At 35.6% G+C, this 19,343-nt stretch carries 19 protein-coding genes, 1 pseudogene and 2 riboswitches; of the genes and pseudogenes, 7 read left to right on the plus strand and 13 right to left on the minus strand.

What is annotated here, in order from left to right; all coding sequences use genetic code 11:
* The first annotated feature begins 96 nt into the window (after nt 1–96).
* Entirely contained in the window at nt 97–1,266 is a 1,170-nt protein-coding gene (locus tag RTP99_RS10695; protein ID WP_000190219.1) for a site-specific integrase, read from the plus strand.
* Nucleotides 1,267–1,419: 153 nt separating this feature from the next.
* On the opposite strand, the pseudogene RTP99_RS10700 reads toward RTP99_RS10695, so the two are convergent.
* The 6 genes and pseudogenes from RTP99_RS10700 to comGA all read right to left on the minus strand — a co-directional run.
* A pseudogene (locus RTP99_RS10700) lies at nt 1,420–1,608 on the minus strand (prepilin-type N-terminal cleavage/methylation domain-containing protein); the annotation flags it as partial.
* Complete coding sequence (comGE, locus tag RTP99_RS10705; RefSeq protein WP_000829518.1) at nt 1,578–1,880, minus strand: competence type IV pilus minor pilin ComGE; 303 nt, start codon at nt 1,878–1,880, stop codon at nt 1,578–1,580. The gene comGE and the pseudogene RTP99_RS10700, both read right to left, overlap by 31 nt.
* Complete coding sequence (gene comGD / locus RTP99_RS10710) at nt 1,873–2,328, minus strand: comG operon protein ComGD (protein WP_000810388.1); 456 nt, start codon at nt 2,326–2,328, stop codon at nt 1,873–1,875. Before comGD ends, comGE begins: the two co-directional genes overlap by 8 nt.
* Nucleotides 2,325–2,624 (minus strand): competence type IV pilus major pilin ComGC, encoded by a 300-nt coding sequence (comGC, locus tag RTP99_RS10715; protein WP_001178694.1) that lies wholly within the window; start codon nt 2,622–2,624, stop codon nt 2,325–2,327. The genes comGD and comGC overlap by 4 nt, the downstream gene beginning before the upstream one ends.
* 11 nt (nt 2,625–2,635) lie before the next feature.
* The gene (gene comGB, locus RTP99_RS10720; protein WP_000473549.1) at nt 2,636–3,667 is read right to left on the minus strand and encodes a competence type IV pilus assembly protein ComGB; all 1,032 of its coding nucleotides are present in this window, start codon (nt 3,665–3,667) and stop codon (nt 2,636–2,638) included.
* Complete coding sequence (comGA, locus tag RTP99_RS10725) at nt 3,660–4,703, minus strand: competence protein ComGA (protein ID WP_001013195.1); 1,044 nt, start codon at nt 4,701–4,703, stop codon at nt 3,660–3,662. Before comGA ends, comGB begins: the two co-directional genes overlap by 8 nt.
* A 205-nt stretch (nt 4,704–4,908) precedes the next feature.
* On the opposite strand from comGA, the gene RTP99_RS10730 reads away from it, so the two are divergent.
* The 3 genes from RTP99_RS10730 (at nt 4,909) to RTP99_RS10740 (ending at nt 7,474) form a co-directional block, all read left to right on the plus strand.
* Entirely contained in the window at nt 4,909–5,604 is a 696-nt protein-coding gene (locus tag RTP99_RS10730; RefSeq protein ID WP_000434106.1) for a helix-turn-helix transcriptional regulator, read from the plus strand.
* 125 nt (nt 5,605–5,729) lie between these two features.
* Complete coding sequence (locus tag RTP99_RS10735; protein WP_000440713.1) at nt 5,730–5,972, plus strand: DUF2626 domain-containing protein; 243 nt, start codon at nt 5,730–5,732, stop codon at nt 5,970–5,972.
* Between the two features lie 107 nt (nt 5,973–6,079).
* Nucleotides 6,080–7,474: an L-cystine transporter gene (locus RTP99_RS10740; RefSeq protein WP_001094339.1), complete on the plus strand. Its 1,395-nt coding sequence runs from the start codon at nt 6,080–6,082 to the stop codon at nt 7,472–7,474.
* Between the two features lie 398 nt (nt 7,475–7,872).
* Here RTP99_RS10740 and RTP99_RS10745 read toward each other — a convergent pair whose 3' ends face one another.
* The gene (locus RTP99_RS10745; protein ID WP_001008330.1) at nt 7,873–8,088 is read right to left on the minus strand and encodes a DUF3912 family protein; all 216 of its coding nucleotides are present in this window, start codon (nt 8,086–8,088) and stop codon (nt 7,873–7,875) included.
* A 253-nt stretch (nt 8,089–8,341) separates the two neighbouring features.
* Between RTP99_RS10745 and RTP99_RS10750 the strand changes: the two genes are divergently transcribed.
* Nucleotides 8,342–8,653, plus strand: coding sequence for a hypothetical protein (locus RTP99_RS10750; protein ID WP_001093243.1), 312 nt, complete (start codon nt 8,342–8,344; stop codon nt 8,651–8,653).
* A 36-nt stretch (nt 8,654–8,689) separates the two neighbouring features.
* Here RTP99_RS10750 and RTP99_RS10755 read toward each other — a convergent pair whose 3' ends face one another.
* From RTP99_RS10755 to RTP99_RS10780, 6 genes are all read right to left on the minus strand, one after another.
* Nucleotides 8,690–9,178 (minus strand): hypothetical protein, encoded by a 489-nt coding sequence (locus tag RTP99_RS10755; protein WP_000764259.1) that lies wholly within the window; start codon nt 9,176–9,178, stop codon nt 8,690–8,692.
* A 79-nt stretch (nt 9,179–9,257) separates the two neighbouring features.
* On the minus strand, nt 9,258–9,632 hold the full coding sequence (locus RTP99_RS10760; RefSeq protein WP_001012337.1) for a nucleoside 2-deoxyribosyltransferase: 375 nt from the start codon (nt 9,630–9,632) through the stop codon (nt 9,258–9,260).
* 96 nt (nt 9,633–9,728) lie between these two features.
* Nucleotides 9,729–10,022, minus strand: coding sequence for a DUF3966 domain-containing protein (locus RTP99_RS10765; protein ID WP_046648288.1), 294 nt, complete (start codon nt 10,020–10,022; stop codon nt 9,729–9,731).
* Nucleotides 10,023–10,085: 63 nt separating this feature from the next.
* Nucleotides 10,086–11,144 carry an undecaprenyldiphospho-muramoylpentapeptide beta-N-acetylglucosaminyltransferase gene (gene murG, locus RTP99_RS10770; protein WP_000724750.1) on the minus strand — a complete coding sequence of 353 codons (1,059 nt, stop codon included), beginning with the start codon at nt 11,142–11,144 and terminating at the stop codon, nt 10,086–10,088.
* An 18-nt stretch (nt 11,145–11,162) separates the two neighbouring features.
* Nucleotides 11,163–14,561: a methionine synthase gene (gene metH, locus RTP99_RS10775; protein ID WP_000649694.1), complete on the minus strand. Its 3,399-nt coding sequence runs from the start codon at nt 14,559–14,561 to the stop codon at nt 11,163–11,165.
* On the minus strand, nt 14,561–16,393 hold the full coding sequence (locus tag RTP99_RS10780; protein WP_000770327.1) for a bifunctional homocysteine S-methyltransferase/methylenetetrahydrofolate reductase: 1,833 nt from the start codon (nt 16,391–16,393) through the stop codon (nt 14,561–14,563). Before RTP99_RS10780 ends, metH begins: the two co-directional genes overlap by 1 nt.
* A 70-nt stretch (nt 16,394–16,463) precedes the next feature.
* A riboswitch (SAM riboswitch) is annotated at nt 16,464–16,573 on the minus strand.
* Nucleotides 16,574–16,776: 203 nt separating this feature from the next.
* Nucleotides 16,777–16,886: riboswitch (SAM riboswitch) on the plus strand.
* Between the two features lie 93 nt (nt 16,887–16,979).
* On the opposite strand from RTP99_RS10780, the gene metI reads away from it, so the two are divergent.
* Together metI and metC are read left to right on the plus strand one after the other, a co-directional pair.
* A complete protein-coding gene (metI, locus tag RTP99_RS10785) occupies nt 16,980–18,092 on the plus strand; it encodes a cystathionine gamma-synthase/O-acetylhomoserine thiolyase (RefSeq protein WP_000103876.1) in 1,113 nt (370 codons plus the stop codon).
* On the plus strand, nt 18,089–19,252 hold the full coding sequence (gene metC / locus RTP99_RS10790) for a cystathionine beta-lyase (protein ID WP_000122289.1): 1,164 nt from the start codon (nt 18,089–18,091) through the stop codon (nt 19,250–19,252). The genes metI and metC overlap by 4 nt, the downstream gene beginning before the upstream one ends.
* Nucleotides 19,253–19,343 lie beyond the last annotated feature (91 nt).

Below are 19,343 nucleotides of genomic sequence, written 5' to 3' on the forward strand. Positions count from 1 at the left end.
TACATTAATTAGGTTGTCGTGATATTATTCTAATTAAGTTCGACAGTAACATATCCCACATCAAGTATTATGACACGATATAAAGGAGGATTTTTGATGGCGACTTTCAGAAAGCGGGGCAAAAAATGGGAATATCGAATCCGATACGTTGATAAAACCACTGGTAAAAAACGAGAAATAAGTAAAGGTGGATTTGATTCAAAAAAAGAAGCTACCTTTCATGCTAATGAAAGAGAGCGTCAATTATTTCACGGAATGGCTGCTGACAGCAAGAAAACTCTATTAAGTGAATATCTAATTGAGTGGCTGGAGACTTATAAAAAAGGTAAAGTGGGGCAAAGTACTTATATTCTCCATAAAAACAATATTAACAATCACATCATCCCGTATTTTCAAAATATCAAATTAGCTGATATGAATAAAATCGAATACCAAAAATTTATCAATCATCTTATAAACAAAGGTTACTCCAAACGAACAGTAGAAATTATTCATTCTACAATGTCTAATTCAATAAAACGTGCTATAGATTTAGAAATGGTCTACAAAGATTTCACAAACAGAATTCTAATTGCTGCGGATCACTTCAACCAGCATTCGAAAAAAGAGAATTACTTAACAAAAGAACAAGTATCAAAATTATTGAATACGGCTCACAAAGACAAAATGATATATTATGTATTAATTTATACCTTAGTAGAGACTGGTATGCGTAAAGGCGAAGCGACAGCATTAGAGTGGGACACAAATATTGATTTAGATAACAAAATGATTCACATCGATAGAACTATAAATTATCACGCATATACTCCTATCGGACAGAAGAATAGTAAAGACCTAATAGGTAAAACAAAAACTTATGATTCTGTGCGTTCAATTACTATTTCAGATAGACTTGTATCTGTACTGAAAACATTTAAAACTTATCAAAATGAGTGCAAGTTAAAACTTGGTGCTAGGTATGATAAGACTTTTGATTTTGTATTTACAACTACAGGTAAACCAATACCAAAATCAACATTGAAAAATGTTTTAGATCGCATTCTAAAAAATGCAGAATTACCTCAAATCGGAGTTCATGGATTAAGACATACTCATGCTGTTCTTCTTTTAGAAGCTGGAGTAGAAATGAAATATATCCAAGAAAGATTGGGTCATAAAAGTATCGAAATTACTTCTAATATTTATTCTCATGTCACACCTAAAATAATAGAAAATGAACAAAGTAAATATGAAGCTTATGTGGGGCAAGAATTTATTTTTTAGAAAAAGCGGGGCAAAAGCGGGGCAAAAGCGGGGCAAACCAGTTTTCACAAAGAGAATCTACCTTCCTAAACAACTGGAAACAAACCCGCAAAACCCTTATGTATAAACGTTTTTCATGTTCAACTAGATTATAATTAAAACAAGAAAAATAACTAATTGTATCTGTCCTACAAACACATCCCATTCCCAATTATTTAACCCTTTTGATTGCTTGTTTTCTATTCCAATAAAGTTTAAACGTGGTAAGAGTAAAAAGAACAGTGATAACAGAAAAAAACATACGATCATTTCTATTAATGTAAATCCAACTTCTAATTCATTTTTTCTCCCGCATAAAAGCATTGTTCCATCATTTTTCCTTTCACATCTTTCCACATCGCACAAACTTCATTTCCTCCCCAATATGTGTAATATACATTTCCGTTTATGACTTTTTCTTTCTGTTGTTTTGCCTCATTCTCATACATATATAAAGCTGCTTCTTTTTTTAATAATACAAATGCCTTATAACGAATTTGTATGTTTTTTCGTTCTTGCATAATCAATACTGTTTGCGGAAGTAGTAAAGATACCATCATCATTACTATACTTAATGCTACAAGCATTTCAGCCATCACTGACCCTTTTTGACATTTCACGATACGTAAATCTCCCTCTTCCAAGCTGGAATACAATCTCATATTTATAACTTCGATACGAAAGTAAAATCGTGCCACCTCTATTAATATTTCCACTCGGATTATATGTCATCGGATTTGGAAAAGTATTCAAATCCAATTGTATATCGCTATCATATTCTCTTTTAATGATAGAAAGATCCGTACTCGATTCCCCTATATAATACATATGTCTATCTTTATGCCATCGTAATGTATAGTGTTTTTGACGGTTTATCGCTAATTGTTGCATATACAAAATATCATTTGAAAACTGTCTTAAAAATTGTTCGATTTTTTGTTTTTCGTATAATGAATGTACATGAAAATACGTGACCATACTTAATACAGAAATGGCAAATAAAACGAGTAGCATTTCTAAAAGTGTAAAACCTTTTTGCTTCACAGTTTCCCACTTGTTACCGTGCCATCATTGGAAATATGAATAGCTTCACCATTCGGACACTCATCCTTTGTAATATATTTCCCATCAATTAGCTCTTTTAGCGAGGGAATTTTATTATGTTGTAGTTGATATACTTGTATTTGCGCTTCTATAGATTTCACATAGGCTTTACATCCTTTTCCTTCGACGGATGAGCGCTGCGTAACTACATTTGGAATAATTAATAGTAATAATACAGTGATGACGACCATAACTAATAACATTTCTAAAAGGGTAAACCCTTCCTCATTCTGCATGTAAATGCCTCCTATATAGAATTCATCATTTGAAACATTGGCATAATCATCGCTAAATACATAAGAACGACTATTGCTCCAATACACGTAAATAAAATCGGTTGAATAATCACTAACATACGTTTAATTTTTTGCTCCATCTTTTCCATAATTAGATCACTATAGTCACCTAATTCAATTGCCAAATTACCGTTCGCTTGTCCATGTGTAATAATATAAGAAAGTTCTTCCTCATAATATCCGCTTTTAGCAATAATAGATTGCAACGGTTCTCCCGCAATTAATTGGTGTTTAACTCGGCCCGCTTCATACTGAAAGAACGGCTGATACTTTTGCTCCATCATTATTGTTAGAGCCTCAAGTACTGATAGTCCTCCGTGTAATAAGCCGCTCAATTGAGTAGCGAAATAATGCGAATGCTTTAAAATAAGAAATGTTTTTACGAGGGGGATACGAAGTATAATTTTTACTCGCTTCATATGCGGGAGTTTCCGAAAGTACAATATATATACACTACAACCCACCATAACAATAAAAATAGTGCTAAAAATAAGATAGGGTAGTAGCTTAATTGTACTTAATATTTGTTCTGTGAATAACGGTGCTGTAGAACCAAATGAACTATATACCATGTCAACCTGTGGTAATAAAATGCGGTTAAAAATCAAAATCATGATTATTAAAAAGAACGCCAAAAACATAGGATACTGCATTATTTTCATCATATCTTTCCTATACTTATCCTTTTTATAAAGAAGTGCACTCCCTTGTTGCAACGCAAAAGAAATATCACCATGTTGCTCGGCATAAAATAAATAGCTTAACATCTCCTGATGAAACTTTAATTGATGAAAAGAATCATGTAGACTTTTTCCATTTTTTAATCCATCAATCATGTGCTGCAATTGTACTTTCTTTTCTAAAGGTAATTGAAACCGTAAAAATTCTAATGCCTGCAAAAGAGAGTATCCTTTTTCTAATAGTTCTCCTAATCGTTTCAGTAATATTACTTGATCACTTAAACTCCATATTTTCTTAAACATAAACATCCTCTTCTAAAAATCCTAAAGCGTATCCTTTTCGCAGCGAAGACTCTAATGTCTCATGCTTGTACGTGACACATTCCCCGTTTGCTTCTTTAATCGCTTGTTTTAACTCATATCCATATAACAACTCATAAATACTCGCTTGCCTTACTTGCCTCATTGATTTACATACAGTTGAGCACTTTCTTTTGCAAAACGGACACTTCAATTCAACAAGTCGCTGTGCAGCTATAGCCAATAAAGATTGTTCAATCTCTTGCCTCGTTATACCAAAATCCATGAACCGAAGTATTGCTCCTTTCGCATCATTCGTATGCAGTGTCGTCATTACTAAATGACCAGTCAAACTTGCTCTTATAGCGATTTTTGCTGTTTCTTCATCACGAATTTCACCCACTAAAATAACATCTGGATCATGACGCAAAATAGCCTTTAGTCCAGCCTCATATGTGATACCTGCTTTTTCATTTATTTGAATTTGTAATACATCATCATTTCTTTTTTCAACTGGATCTTCCAGTGTAACGATGCGACGTGTTTTCTTTTTTCTAATCACCTCTAGTAATGCATACATTGTTGTTGTCTTTCCTGAACCAGTCGGTCCCGTAAATACGAGTAATCCATGGGAATAATGTAAAAAAGAAAGTAGTTTCTTCGCTGTACTTGGAAATAACGAAAGATGAGATAGCGGCTGAATAGACGCTTGTAAATGAAGACGAATAACGAGACTTTCTTGATATACGGTTGGAAGCGTGGAAAGGCGTAAATACACTTCTTGTCCATCTATTTGTATATATAGTGAACCGTTTTGTGGTTTCCGCCTCTCTCCTATATCCATGGATGCTAAAAATTTAAAGTGTGAAACAAGTTTTTCTCCAAATTCCTTTTCAATGTATTGTTTCGTCATTAAATCCTTTCCTATGCGCAGTTGAACCACTACATCCTTCTGACGGGGCACAATATGTAAGTCCGACGCTTGTACCCTGCACGCTTCTTTTAAAATCATATTCGCAAAGCTTTCAATTCCATTCATCATTTTTCCCTCCCCACTATGTATATAACATGAAGAAATCCATCTGAAAAATCGGTATTTTTGCATTTTCACTAAACGAAAAAGGAAAAATATGTTTGTGAAATTATGAACAATTTCCGAATTATTGTCTAAAATTACCTATACCCATGTTTATCTGTATTATAATGTTATTATCTTGGATAAAGTGATAAAGGTGGAGATCCTCATGGAACAAGCTTTAAAAATTACAGGTGTTTTAGCTGACCCAACTCGTTATTACATTTATAAATATATTTCTCAAAAACATAGTTACGTAACTGTACAAGAAATTGCAGATGAGTTTGACATTCATCCAAACGTAGCGCGTTTACATTTATCTAAATTAGAAGATGTTCATATGCTGAAATCTGAAACGAAGAAAACTGGAAAAGGCGGACGACCAAGCAGATTATATGTATTATCTGAAGATGTTATCCAATTACAATTCCCATTCCGTGACTATCAATTGTTAGCAAGAATCGCGTTTAATTCTTTACTTAGCCTTGGTGCTGCTGGTGAAAAAGCGCTCTACGAAACAGGGAAACAATTCGGGGCCGAATTAATGCAACAACATATGCAGCGTTTAAATGTGAGTGAAGATGCCTTAACAGTTGAACAAAAAATTCAAATTGCAAAAGAAGCCTTTTCGACAGCTGGCTTATCACCTGCATTTGAATTAAGTACAGATGGAACGAAAATTTTCTATGATGTACACAATTGTCCATTTAAAGAAGTTGCTGTCCATCACCCAACTGAAATTTGTAATATGCACGGAGATATGATGAAAGGGATTTTTGAAATCCTATTCCCTAACACGGAATTAACACGAAACGATAGTTTACTAGATGGATGTAAATCTTGTAATTATAAACTAACAATTTAATCTCTCATATAAAAAGAAGCCGATTATAATTGGCTTCTTTTTATATGAACGAATATTTACAATAGTAAGAAAAATAAACTATAATGAAGTGAGGTTTACTTTTTTTAGAAAAGGAGGGAGATGGCATGGAGCGCATGTTTCGCGTTCTCGGCTTTTGGACTGGAATTTTCTCGGTTATGTTTTACGTAGGAGATATGCATTCGACTGCACTACTATTTTTAGGACAAACAGGCTTCTTCGTACTTTTAAGCTATTTAAAATTAACAGAGCGTATGTATATATACGTATTCGGGGCATATTTAACTGTTTTCTTCATAGGATTTACATACTACACGACGTTTTTACTTGTGCCTGGCGCTGGACATTAAAAGATGGCATTTTGCCATCTTTTTTTTAATTCCGGAATTCCCTAGTTGACTTATGGGTTTTATTGACTTATATTCTATATAACAGATTGGAATTAGGGGGAATCAACATGAATACACTGCTTGTCGGAATTAACGTTGCAGTCATGCTCATTTTAGTTGGCGTATTATATTATATGCAACGTAAGCATGTATCTTTTAATAAACGCGTATTTACCGCTTTAGGAGTCGGAATTATCTTCGGTCTTATATTACAATTTATTTATGAGCCAACTTCTAAAGTAATTATTGAATCAAATACTTGGTTTGGCTTAATCGGTAACGGTTATGTGAAGTTACTTCAAATGATCGTTATGCCACTTATTTTAGTATCTATTATTTCAGCATTTACAAAATTACAGTTAACGAAAAACCTTGGTAAAATTAGTGGTCTTATTATCGGAATTTTAATTCTTACTACAGGAATTGCTGCAGCTGTCGGTATCGCTGCAAGTGCAGGATTTGATGTATCTGCAACTGGTCTGCAACAAGGTGATGCAGAATCTGCTCGTCTGAAGCTAGTTGAAGAAAGATTTACTTCTATTGAAAAAACAACAATTCCAGATAAATTATTAGAACTATTGCCTACAAATCCATTTCTTGATTTAACAGGCGCTCGTCCAACATCAACAATTTCTGTTGTAATATTTGCAGCCTTTATCGGCATCGCCTTTATAGGTGTAAAACGAAAATATCCAGAACAAGCAGAGCTATTTAAGAAAATGCTTGATGCTGTATATGCAATTGTAATGCGTATGGTAACATTAATTTTACGTCTTACTCCATACGGCGTATTAGCTCTTATGGCAAAAACAGTTGCTGGTAGCGACATAAATGCTATTTTAAAACTTGGTAACTTCGTGTTAGCGTCTTACGTAGCACTTATCGTAATGTTCGTTATCCACTTATTATTAATTGCTCTATCTGGTTTAAATCCAATTCAATATTTGAAAAAGGTGTTCCCTGTATTAACATTTGCATTCACATCTCGCTCTAGTGCTGGTGCAATGCCATTAAATATTGAAGCACAAAAAGAAAAGCTTGGTATTTCTGAAGGGATTGCAAACTTCGCAGCATCATTTGGAGTATCTATCGGACAAAACGGTTGCGCAGGTATTTATCCAGCGATGCTTGCAATGATGGTCGCTCCAACTGTAGGAATCGATCCATTACAACCACAATTTATTTTAACTTTAATCGCTGTCGTTGCGATTAGCTCATTCGGTGTTGCCGGTGTTGGTGGCGGTGCAACATTCGCAGCGTTAATCGTACTATCTACAATGAACTTACCAATCGGTATTGTCGCTCTTGTTATCTCAGTTGAACCATTAATCGATATGGGGCGTACAGCTCTTAACGTAAGTGGTTCTATGACAGCAGGTCTTATTTCTAGTAAATGGCTTGGTGAATTAGATCAAGATACGTACAATCAAGATGATACAAAAACTGGTGAAATTGCTTCATAATAAAAAGGACGCTAACAAAACTGTTAGCGTCCCTTTTTAGTTCTTTTCATCTTCCTCTTTATCTTTTATACATAAGGCATAACATATTGTTTCAAACACTATGTATAAAGCTTTACCAATTACTTCAGCCATGGCAAAACACCACCTGTATATTAGAATAGATAATTATAAATAAATTCTATATCTTTTCGAATCTTTATAAAAATTACACTTTTGTAAGGTTTTATAAAAACCGTGCTTTATACTTCTACTAAAAACTCTTCTAGTTGCTCTTTTAACTCCAATGTAAAATCTCGTTCTGTATACTTCATCTCCGTCTCCTTACACATAAAAAAAGAGAATACAATAACATATTCTCTTTCCTCACATATATTTCATTATCTCACAGCCCGTCCTTTTCACAAATAACCATTTTGTTCGCACCATTTATGAAATTGTCCTACGTCTACTCCAACTAACACGATATCCTTTAGCTCTACATCAATGATTTGTTCTCCAATTACAATAGCAAACTGCGATTCTAATTTTGTCTCGTTTTTCTTTACAATTCCAATTCGGTTCCGATGCGGTCCATCTTTTATATATGCTTTTTGTCCTACAATATCAAAGTTCAAGATCTTCACCTCTTTTACTGCGCTCAAATTGGAAATACGATCTCCACCTCGGAAAATTTCCTTTCATTGCACTATTTCTCTATATATATGACGAAACAATAAAAGAGTCCTTCCTTCTTTACAATTATTTTTTCTTTGTTTCATTTTTGTGATTGAAACGTAAAGTTTATAATAAAATACACTTGGAAGCGCTTTCTATGTAATTTTTTATGTTATAATGTATAAGTAGAACTTCGTAAAGAGGGTTAAAAAAATGAATACAAAAATGATAAAAAAAGTAATTGAAGCATTAAAAGTATATGGCTTTCAGAATGTATCATTCTGTGACAAAACGAAGCAATTTTTATTTCATAACGAAACTGATATTATGAGCGGCTATGCAGAAATAACATATAGTAGTCAATTTGAAAAATTCAACGTACAAATTCATCCTATTGAAACGCATCACCAAGCAGAGTTACAAGAGGTTGAAAGACATATACAGGCCTGTATAAGAAAAGTGGAATATTTAAACGCACTTCTTAGCGGACAAACAAAACTAGATGATAAAATTATTATAATGTAAAAAAAGAACGTGATAGCCTCACGTTCTTTTTTTACATTATACGTTCATCTTTTCTTTCAGTTGTAATCCTGTAATGGACTCTAATACATCCATTGCTTCTCCAAATTTCATATCAAAAATTGTCTGGTCCTCTATGTATGGAAATTGTCTAAAACGCTTTTCTAACGTTTTCACGGCGTCTGACGTAAAGTTTGCACTATCAATGCTAAATTCTGTTTCAAGAAGAACGATCCAATCTAACACATGAAAACCTAATCCATTTACGAATGAAATAAGTTTTTCTTCTGGCTGTGAAGATAAGAATACGTGTCGTTCCATCTCACTAAAAAGTTCTTCCCCTAAAATATGAGCTAATTCATCATCATGTTCGCGATCAATGATTTCTTCATAACCATAATCATCAACAAGCTCTTCTACTTCTTCACTATCTGCAAAAAGTAATTGGTTAAGCTGCGCATCTTTCTTGAATTCACTATTTTGTACGACTTCTAAAAAACTCGTTTCCCATCCATTTTCTAATTTCATATTATGTACTCCTTTATATACATTTCTTATCATCACTGTACCCAAAAGATCACTTTTATAACCTTGTAGACAGTTACTATTATTTCACATGATTCATAACATAAGATGCAAATTCTGCTGCATCTCCTTCAAAAATATTTATTTCTGGCAAATGATAGAACGTTGTTTGGAGCAGGTTTCCTTCATGATATACATATATATTTTTCTCTAGCGCAATCGCCATTCCAAACTCTGTGTGGCTGCCGTTTCCACCATCTAATATAAGTAAAAATACATCCGCTTCTTTAATAGCATTCTTTTCTGCCTGACCAATTTCTCTTAATTGTTCTTGATTCACTGCTCTTTCATTTCTTGTCCAATCATATGTATGGTGCCATCCTGCATGTTTCAGTTCATTTGCTATAGAACGTACAAGGTGTTTATTTTGGAATCCTGAGGCGATATAAAAATTCATTTATATACACTCCTTCATTATATAAGGGGGAAACTCCATTTTAGCGTTATTTGCTATAAACATAATAAAGAATAACTTCAAAAAAAATCCCCATCTTTAAAACTTATTTGCGTTTAAATGATGGGATGCCTCATGGTCTTCTTTTATTTTTTGTTTTTTATAACTTTCATCAGCTAACATTTCTAGTTCAGCTGTTATTTCTGATTTTTCAAGCTCTCTTTCTTGCGAAAACTTCCTTGAAATATAAACAATAACACTACCAACGTACAACACAAAGCATATAATAAGTGCAGTATTTTCATAGAGACTTAGCTCCAACACAGTCACTCCTAATCCATTCGTATTTTCACGCTTCTTTAATTGGAATTTCCCTACTAATCCATTTGCTATTGTAACATAAAAATATCAATCCTTGGAATCTTTCATTATATTAAAAGAGGCATGATTGTTTCATCATGCCTCTGAAATATGTTGAATGATTGTTTGAATTGCTTCTTTTCCATTATATTTTTTTAGAGCTGTTTTATACATTTCATTATTTTGATTTAATTCTTCGACATGCTTTATAAGAGATTTCACAGTCACATCTTCTTCATACAATACGGAAGCATATCCTTGTCTTTCAAAAGACTCTGCATTTAGTATTTGATCTCCACGACTTGCAAATTTCGATAGTGGAATTAAAACCATCGGCTTTTGCAATGTTAAAAACTCAAAAATGGCATTAGAGCCCGCACGTGAAATAACAAAATCTGTTATCGCTAATATGTCTGGCAGTTCTCCATGTACATATTCAAATTGTCTATATCCTTCTTTATTTTGTAAACTTTCATCAAGATTACCTTTTCCGCAAAGGTGAACAATTTGATATTTTTTCAGAAGTTCTGGTAACGCTTCTCGAACCGTTTCATTAATTTTTTTTGCGCCCAAACTTCCTCCCATGATTGTAATAACTGGCTTTTTACGTGAAAAACCTAAAAATGCTAAACCTTTTTCCCGATTTCCCTTTAGCACTTCTTCACGTACAGGAGATCCTGTATAAATTACTTTTTCTTTCGGTAAATGTTTCGCAGCTTCTTCAAATGTAACAAATATTTTCGAAGCGAAACGGAGCGCAATTTTGTTTGCTAGTCCTGGCGTCATATCAGATTCATGTAATAAAACAGGGACTCTATTTAGCCATCCTCCAATTACGACTGGTACAGATACGAAACCACCTTTTGAAAAAATCACATCCGGTTTTAGTTTTCGAATCCTTACATACGCATCCATAACACCCTTCATTACAAGAAATGGATCTTTTATATTTTTCAAATCAAAATAACGGCGTAGCTTTCCGCTCGCAATACTATAGTACGGAATGCCTTCCTTTTCTATAATCGTTTTCTCAATTCCTTGATGAGAACCAATATAAGAAATATCCCAATTCTGTTCTTGTAAATGTGGAATGATGGCTAAATTAGGTGTTACATGCCCTGCCGAACCGCCACCTGTAAAGACTATTTTTTTCATACGTCTCCCCCTTCTAGACTATAATACACTAAAATATCTTGCCTCGGGGTGAGAAAATACCATAGCCGTTACAGACGCTTCTGGCTCCATCATAAATCCTTCCGTTAATGAAATACCTATTTCCTCTGGATGAATTAAGCGAAATAGCTTTTCTTGATCTGCGAGTTCTGGACATGCTGGATAACCGAAGGACACTCGTATTCCTCTATATTTCGTACGGAAGCGTTCTTCCATTGTCAGTTCTGGTGAATCTGGAATACCCCAACGATCACGAATAAGCATATGTGTCTTTTCAGCAAGTCCTTCTGCTAGTTCGAGCGCTAACGATTGAATGGCATGACTGCGTAAATAATCACCTTTCGCCTTCCACTCTTCAGCAATGTCACGAACACCTTCTCCAACCGTAACAGATAGGAAAGCAACATAGTCCATCTCATCTCCGACTGGGCGTAAATAATCACCTAAAGTACGATATGGTGCTTTTCCTTGTCTTGGGAATGTGAAACGTTCTATAACACGCGTATGATCTTCTGGATCATATATTACAATATTCTGTCCGTCGCTTTGCGCTGGGAAAAATTGATACACTGCTTTCGGTTTTAACCAAGATTGTCCTTCCTGCAATAATTCATCTATTAAATCATTTAATTCATGCGCTCTTTTATCTCCCTCTCGCAAAAGTTTCTTCACACTTCCCTTTAGGCCAAGGTGATGTCCAAGCAGCATTTGTCTATTTAGAAATGGCGCGAGATGTGAAACAGGAACATCTCTTAATACAATTCGTTTTGTTGAATCCGGCACGATAACCTCAGCCTTCGGTAATGGTTCAATTACTGCTGGAATTTCTACTTTCTTCTCTTCTTTTGTTACGATATGAAGATGACGTTCTTTTTTATCCTGCTTCATCTTCTCACGCTCTTCTTCTTTTTGAAGCTTATTAATAATATCCAGCCCCGTCATCGCATCACTTGCATAACATACGAGCCCTTTATAAGATGGCGAAATGCGATTATCTGTAAACTTTCTCGTTAACGCTGCCCCCCCTACAACAATTGGAATATCAATATCCGCCGCTTTTAAATCTTCAGCAGTCGTTACCATTTGTTGAGCCGATTTTACTAATAAACCAGAAAGACCTATAATATCAGGCTTCTTTTCTTGTACTTCTTGCACAATTCGATCCGAGCGAACATTAATTCCTAAATTAATAATCTCATATCCGTTATTTGCTAAAATAATTTCAACGAGATTTTTCCCAATATCATGTACGTCACCTTTTACAGTTGCTAATAATACTTTCCCTTTTTTCGCACTATCGCTAGATTCCATATGTGGCTCTAAATAACTTACAGCAGCTTTCATACTTTCAGCACTTTGCAATACTTCAGCAACGATAAGCTCATTATTATTAAATAATCGTCCTACCTCATCCATTCCTGTCATAAGTGGGCCATTAATAATATCCAAAGGTTTTCTTCCTTCTGTAAGTGCGAGACTTAAATCTTCGTGTAAACCTTGTTTCGTACCTTCTACAATGTAATTTGCGAGCCTTTCATCAAGAGTTAATGTTTCTTGGACAACAACATCTTTCTTTTTTGCCACGCGATAGAAGTTTGTAAATTTTTCTAACGTCTCTTGCGTCGTTTCAAAAAGCAATGCATCTGCAAGGCGTTTTTCTTCATCAGGAATTGACGCATAGCGCTCTAATTTTTCCGTATTTACAATCGCGTAATCTAACCCTGCTTTCGTTGCATGATATAAAAAGACGGAATTTAACACTTCGCGACCAGCTGGTGGTAAACCAAATGATATGTTACTTACACCTAAAATCGTTAAACACTCTGGTAATGCTTCTTTAATAAGGCGAATCCCTTCTATCGTCGCAGCCGCCGAGCCAATATACTCTTCATCACCTGTCCCTACAGGAAATACAAGTGCATCAAAAATAATATCTGATGGGCGTATACCATATTTCGTCGTCAATAACTCATAACTTCTTTTCGCAATTTCTAGTTTTCTTTCCGCACTTACTGCCATTCCATCTTCATCAATTGTTCCAACTACAATTGCAGCACCATATTTACGAAGAAGCGGTGTCACTTTTTTAAATCGCTCTTCTCCATCTTCTAAATTAATTGAATTAATAACAGCTTTCCCTTGAATATAAGTAAGAGCTCGCTCCATCACATGTTCATCTGTTGAGTCAATCATAATCGGTACTTTTAACACTTTCGTAACTTCTGCCAAGAAGTTTTCCATATCTTCTATTTCATCGCGGTCCGGGTCTGCCATACAAATGTCAATAATATGAGCATTTTTCTTCACTTGCGCTCTAGCGATTTCAGCAGCCTCTTCAAATTTCCCTTCTGCTACTAATCGTTTAAATTTACGTGATCCAATAACATTTGTTCTTTCACCAACAAATAACGGTCTCATAGAGTCATCATATTGCAGTGCCTCTAATCCACTAACCCCATGTCCCGCTCTCTCTTGCTGTTCACGAGGTTTAAGAGACGTTAATGCGGATTTCATTGCTTTTATATGTTCTGGTGTTGTACCACAACAACCACCGATAATATTAACCCATCCTTCTTCTGCAAATCGCTTCACTTTCTCGGCAAGCGAGGATGGAGATTCATGATAATGTCCATCTTCATCAGGAAGACCTGCATTTGGATAACAAGAAATGTAACACTCCGATAAATCAGATAGAGAACGAATATGGTCTCTCATAAACTCCGGACCAGTCGCACAGTTTAATCCAACAGATAATGGCTTCATATGTTCTACCGATAAGTAAAAAGCCTCAATTGTTTGCCCAGCTAGAGTCGTTCCCATCGGTTCAATCGTTCCCGAAATCATGATAGGTACAATTGTATTTAGTTCATCAAAAGCCGCTTGAATTCCAATATAAGCAGCTTTCACGTTACGCATATCTTGACTCGTCTCAACGAGTAATACATCCACTTCTCCTTTCAACAATCCTCTTGCCTGCCGCGTATAGGCTTCAATTAATTCTTCAAACGTTACACCACCAGTAACACTAATCGCTTTCGTCGTCGGTCCCATTGCTCCCGCAACATATACTTCCTTCCCGCTTTCTTCGACTGCTTGCTTCGCTAAACGCGCTGCCTTCTCATTTAGCTCCTCGTCTAAATGAGATAACTCATAATCACTTAGTACAATATTGGTTGCCCCAAATGTATTTGTTTCAATAATATCCGCTCCAGCTTCAATATAAGCTTTATGAATCTTTAAAATAACATCTGGTCTTGTTTCTACTAAATACTCATTACACCCTTCGTACTCCTCTCCTCCGAAATCTTCCGCAGTTAAATCCTCTTGCTGGATCATCGTTCCCATTGCACCATCTAATATTAAGATGTTATTTTGTAATTTTTCTTCTATACATTTCATCAATTAATACCTTCTTTCACTTCTTGCTTTTCTCTCACATATTTAACAAGATGTTCTGTAATTTCATATTTTAGAAATGGTGTAATAAGATAAATGCCGTTAAAGTATTTCATCGCAGCATCGATCAATTCTTGAGAAATACGAATCCCTTCCTCAATTGCTGCCTCTTTCGTTTCATGTCCATCCATTCTCTCTCTTACTGCTTCAGGTAAAGTAATACCTGGCACCTCAAAATGAAGAAAATCTGCATTCCGTTTACTTATTAATGGCATAATCCCAATAAAAATAGGTTGTTCTAAATGCTTTGTCGCTTCATACACTTCTTCAATTAACGCGATATCATAGATTGGCTGCGTTAAGAAATATTCTGCTCCAGCATCTATTTTCCGTTCCATTCGCTTAACCGCTGCTTTTAAATGTCTTACATGCGGGTTAAATGCACCGCCCACAGAAAACCTTGTTGCCGGTCCAATGGATTTCCCTAAAACGGAACGCCCATCGTTCATTTCTTTAATCATTTTAATGAGCTCGATAGAGGACAAATCATATACAGAAGTGGCACCTGGAAAATCACCAACGCGCGCTGGATCTCCAGTTAAAGCTAACACTTCTTCCATGCCTAACGCTGATAATCCTAGTAAATGAGATTGTAGTCCGATGACGTTATGGTCTCTACATGTTAAGTGCGTCAATACCGGAATATCATGCTTCGTTAATAATGCTCCCATTGCCATATTCGAGATACGGGGCGATGCTAATGAATTATCTGCTAGAGTAATAGCATCTGCTCCAGCTCTTTTCAATGCTCTTGCGCCTTCAAAAAACCGCTGCGTATCTAACGTTTTTGGTGGATCTAATTCCACTACTACTGTCGTTTGTTTTTTTGCTTTCTCTGCTAAAGTGACATGAGCTTTTGAACGTTTCTCATGTGTATGGACTACTTTCGGTCTTTGAACCGTATCCTTTTCTATTACAGGCATAACATTTAGAGTAGCACGTTTCATACTTTCAATATGTTCTGGAGTCGTGCCACAACAACCGCCCAATAACCGAATACCTTGCTCAATAAATTTCGGTGTCATCGCTTCAAAATAAGCTGGACTTCCCTCATATACGTATCGTCCCTCTACATAATTTGGGAGACCTGCGTTTGGATATGCTGACAAGTAACCATTTTTCGGAATCGATATCATTTTAAAAGCTTCCGTCATATGAAGTGGCCCTAGTTGGCAGTTCAATCCAACAACATTTGCACCGTAATCTAAAAGCTGTTTTAATATTTCATTTACATCATTTCCATTTTGAGTCGTACCCGCCTCATGTAACGCCAATTGCGCTACAATTGGAATATTTGTTTCTTTTCGTAACACCTGGACAGCATGAAGTAATTCAAACTCATCATAAAAAGTCTCTAATAGCAGTCCATCTACCTGTTCTTCTAATAATGCACTTGCCTGTTCCAGTAACATAAATTCTCGCTCCATATCAGTTGTCGTAACCGCCCCGATATGTTTCATACCACCAATTGTGCCTAAAATTGCATTTCTGTCTGTAACAGATGCTTTCGCCAGTTTTACTGCCGCTCTATTAATTTCAGTAACTTGATTTTCTAATCCATACATACGTAATTTCGCTTCATTTGCTCCGTACGTATTTGTTTGAATCACATCTGCCCCAGCCGCTACATATTGCTTATGAATCGATATAATTAAATCTGGATCAGATATATTCAATTCTTCAAAACTACTTTGTAAACCATGTGAATGTAATAACGTCCCAACCGCACCATCACCTATTACAATTCCTTTTGATAATAAATCTAGTAATTTCACAAATCTCCCTCATTTCTATCAATATAAAAACCCCCTCTTCACTTTGAAGAGGGGGACATAATCGATCCTCCTCTTATTATGCAAAACATTCGTTTTGCAGGTATTAGCACCGTTTCAAACATTTCGTTTGAAGGTTGCCGGGTTTCACAGGGCCTTTCCCTCCACCGCTCTCAATAAGAGTTTGTCTTTATTATTTTATTTATGTAGCTAAAAGGAAATGCGTTCCCCTTTTAACAATGTTTGTTAATTTTTTTATAAATTTAGCACGCACAAATACAAAAGTCAATGACACTTGCGTAAAAATAAAAATTATTTAAAATAAAGTTGCAATTCAATTATCTTTTGTTGTAAAGTTAAAAACATAATAAAATTTCATACGAACATTCTTATCTAGAGAGGTAGAGGGACTGGCCCTATGACGCCTCAGCAACCATTAACATTTGTTAATAAGGTGCTAATTCCAGCAAATTGTGAAAGATTTGACAGATGAGAAGAAGACTCTATTCAAACCGAAAGCCTTCTTCTTAGAAGGCTTTTTTATTTTATATTCAACTAATGGTTCAATTTAAAAAGGAGGAATTTTCACATGTCAACTATCGAAACAAAATTAGCGCAAATCGGAAACCGGAGTGAAACTACAACAGGAACTGTTAATCCACCTGTTTATTTTTCAACTGCTTATCGTCACGAAGGAATTGGTAAATCTACTGGATTTGATTATTCACGAACTGGAAATCCAACGCGCGGCCTATTAGAACAGGCAATCGCAGACTTAGAATGCGGCGAACAAGGTTATGCCTGTAGTTCAGGGATGGCAGCCGTTCTTCTTGTCCTTTCCCTATTCCGCTCTGGAGACGAACTTATTGTTTCCGAAGATTTATACGGTGGCACTTATCGATTATTTTCTGAGCACGAAAAAAAGTGGAACGTTCGATGTAGATACGTAAATACACAATCTATTAAACAAATTGAGCAAGCCATCACAACGAAAACGAAGGCTATTTTCATAGAAACTCCAACTAATCCATTAATGCAAGTTACCGATATTGCCGCTGTTGCAACTGTAGCGAAAAGACACGGACTACTTCTTATTGTAGACAACACATTCTACACACCTTATATACAGCAGCCATTAACAGAAGGTGCCGATATCGTACTTCATAGTGCAACGAAATATTTAGGTGGTCATAACGATGTACTAAGCGGACTTGTCGTTGCAAAAGGAAAGGAACTTTGTGAGGAAATCGCTCATTATCATAATGCCTCTGGTGCAGTCTTAAGTCCATTTGACTCATGGCTATTAATTCGTGGTATGAAAACGTTAGCGCTTCGCATGAGACAACATGAAGAAAATGCAAAAGCAGTTGTTGCTTATTTAAATGATGAGGATGGGGTGACAGATGTATTTTATCCTGGAAGAGGCGGCATGATCTCATTTCGTCTGAAAGATGAAACATGGATTAATCCATTCTTACAATCTTTATCCTTAATTACATTTGCCGAAAGTCTCGGTGGTGTTGAAAGTTTAATGACATATCCAGCAACGCAAACACACGCTGATATTCCTGAAGAAATTAGAACAGCAAACGGTGTATGTAATCGTCTTCTTCGATTTTCCGTTGGTATTGAAAATAGTAACGATTTAATTCAAGACTTACAGCAAGCCGTTAAACTTGTAAAAGAAGGTGTAAGAATATGAGTTATTCTATAGATACACTCTTACTGCACAACCAATATAAACATGACTCGCAAACAGGAGCTGTTAACGTTCCCATCTATAACACATCAACATTTCACCAATTTGATGTAGATACGTTTGGGAAATATGACTATAGCAGGTCAGGAAATCCAACTCGTGAAGCTCTTGAAGACATCATTGCTTTATTAGAAGGCGGAACAAAAGGATTTGCCTTCGCATCAGGAATTGCAGCGATTTCTACTGCATTCCTCCTCCTTTCACAAGGTGATCACGTACTCATTTCAGAAGACGTATACGGAGGGACTTATCGAATGATAACTGAAGTTCTCTCCCGTTACGGTGTTTCACATACATTTGTTGATATGACCAATTTAGAAGAAATAAAACAAAACATTAAGCCAAATACAAAACTCTTTTATGTAGAAACACCTTCCAATCCACTTTTAAAAGTAACAGATATTCGCGCTGTTTCTAAACTTGCAAAATCTATTGGCGCCCTTACTTTTGTTGATAATACATTTTTGACACCACTATTCCAGAAACCAATTGACCTTGGCGCTGATGTCGTTCTTCATAGTGCCACAAAATTCATTGCCGGTCATAGTGATGTTACTGCCGGATTAGCAGTTGTAAAAGATACCGATCTCGCTCAAAAACTTGGCTTTTTACAAAATTCATTCGGCGCTATTCTAGGCCCGCAAGATTGTTCTCTCGTACTTCGTGGTCTAAAAACATTGCATGTACGTCTTGAGTATTCAGCTGCTAATGCCAATAAAATTGCACACTATTTACAAGAGCACGCTAAAGTTCAAAATGTCTATTATCCAGGATTACAAACACATCTTGGATTTAACATTCAACAATCTCAAGCTACATCAGCAGGAGCTGTCCTATCTTTCACTTTACAATCAGAAGACGCACTCCGCCAATTTTTATCAAAAGTAAAATTACCTGTCTTTGCGGTTAGTTTAGGGGCTGTCGAATCGATCCTTTCCTACCCAGCTAAAATGTCACATGCAGCACTATCGCAAGAAGCTCGTGATGAAAGAGGGATTTCAAATTCATTACTTCGGCTATCCGTCGGTCTTGAAAATGTTGACGATTTAATATCCGATTTTGAAAATGCCCTTTCTTATGTAGAAGAACCTGTAAATGCATAGAGAGCAGAGAAGATATGAAATTAAGTTATCATATCTTCTTTTTTACGCTGATAAGTATATTTGTCAACCCTTCGTATAATTCATAAAAAAA

Origin of the sequence: Bacillus sp. (in: firmicutes) (genome assembly GCF_031983925.1) — a bacterium.
Classification (GTDB): Bacteria; Bacillota; Bacilli; order Bacillales; family Bacillaceae_G; genus Bacillus_A; species Bacillus_A pacificus.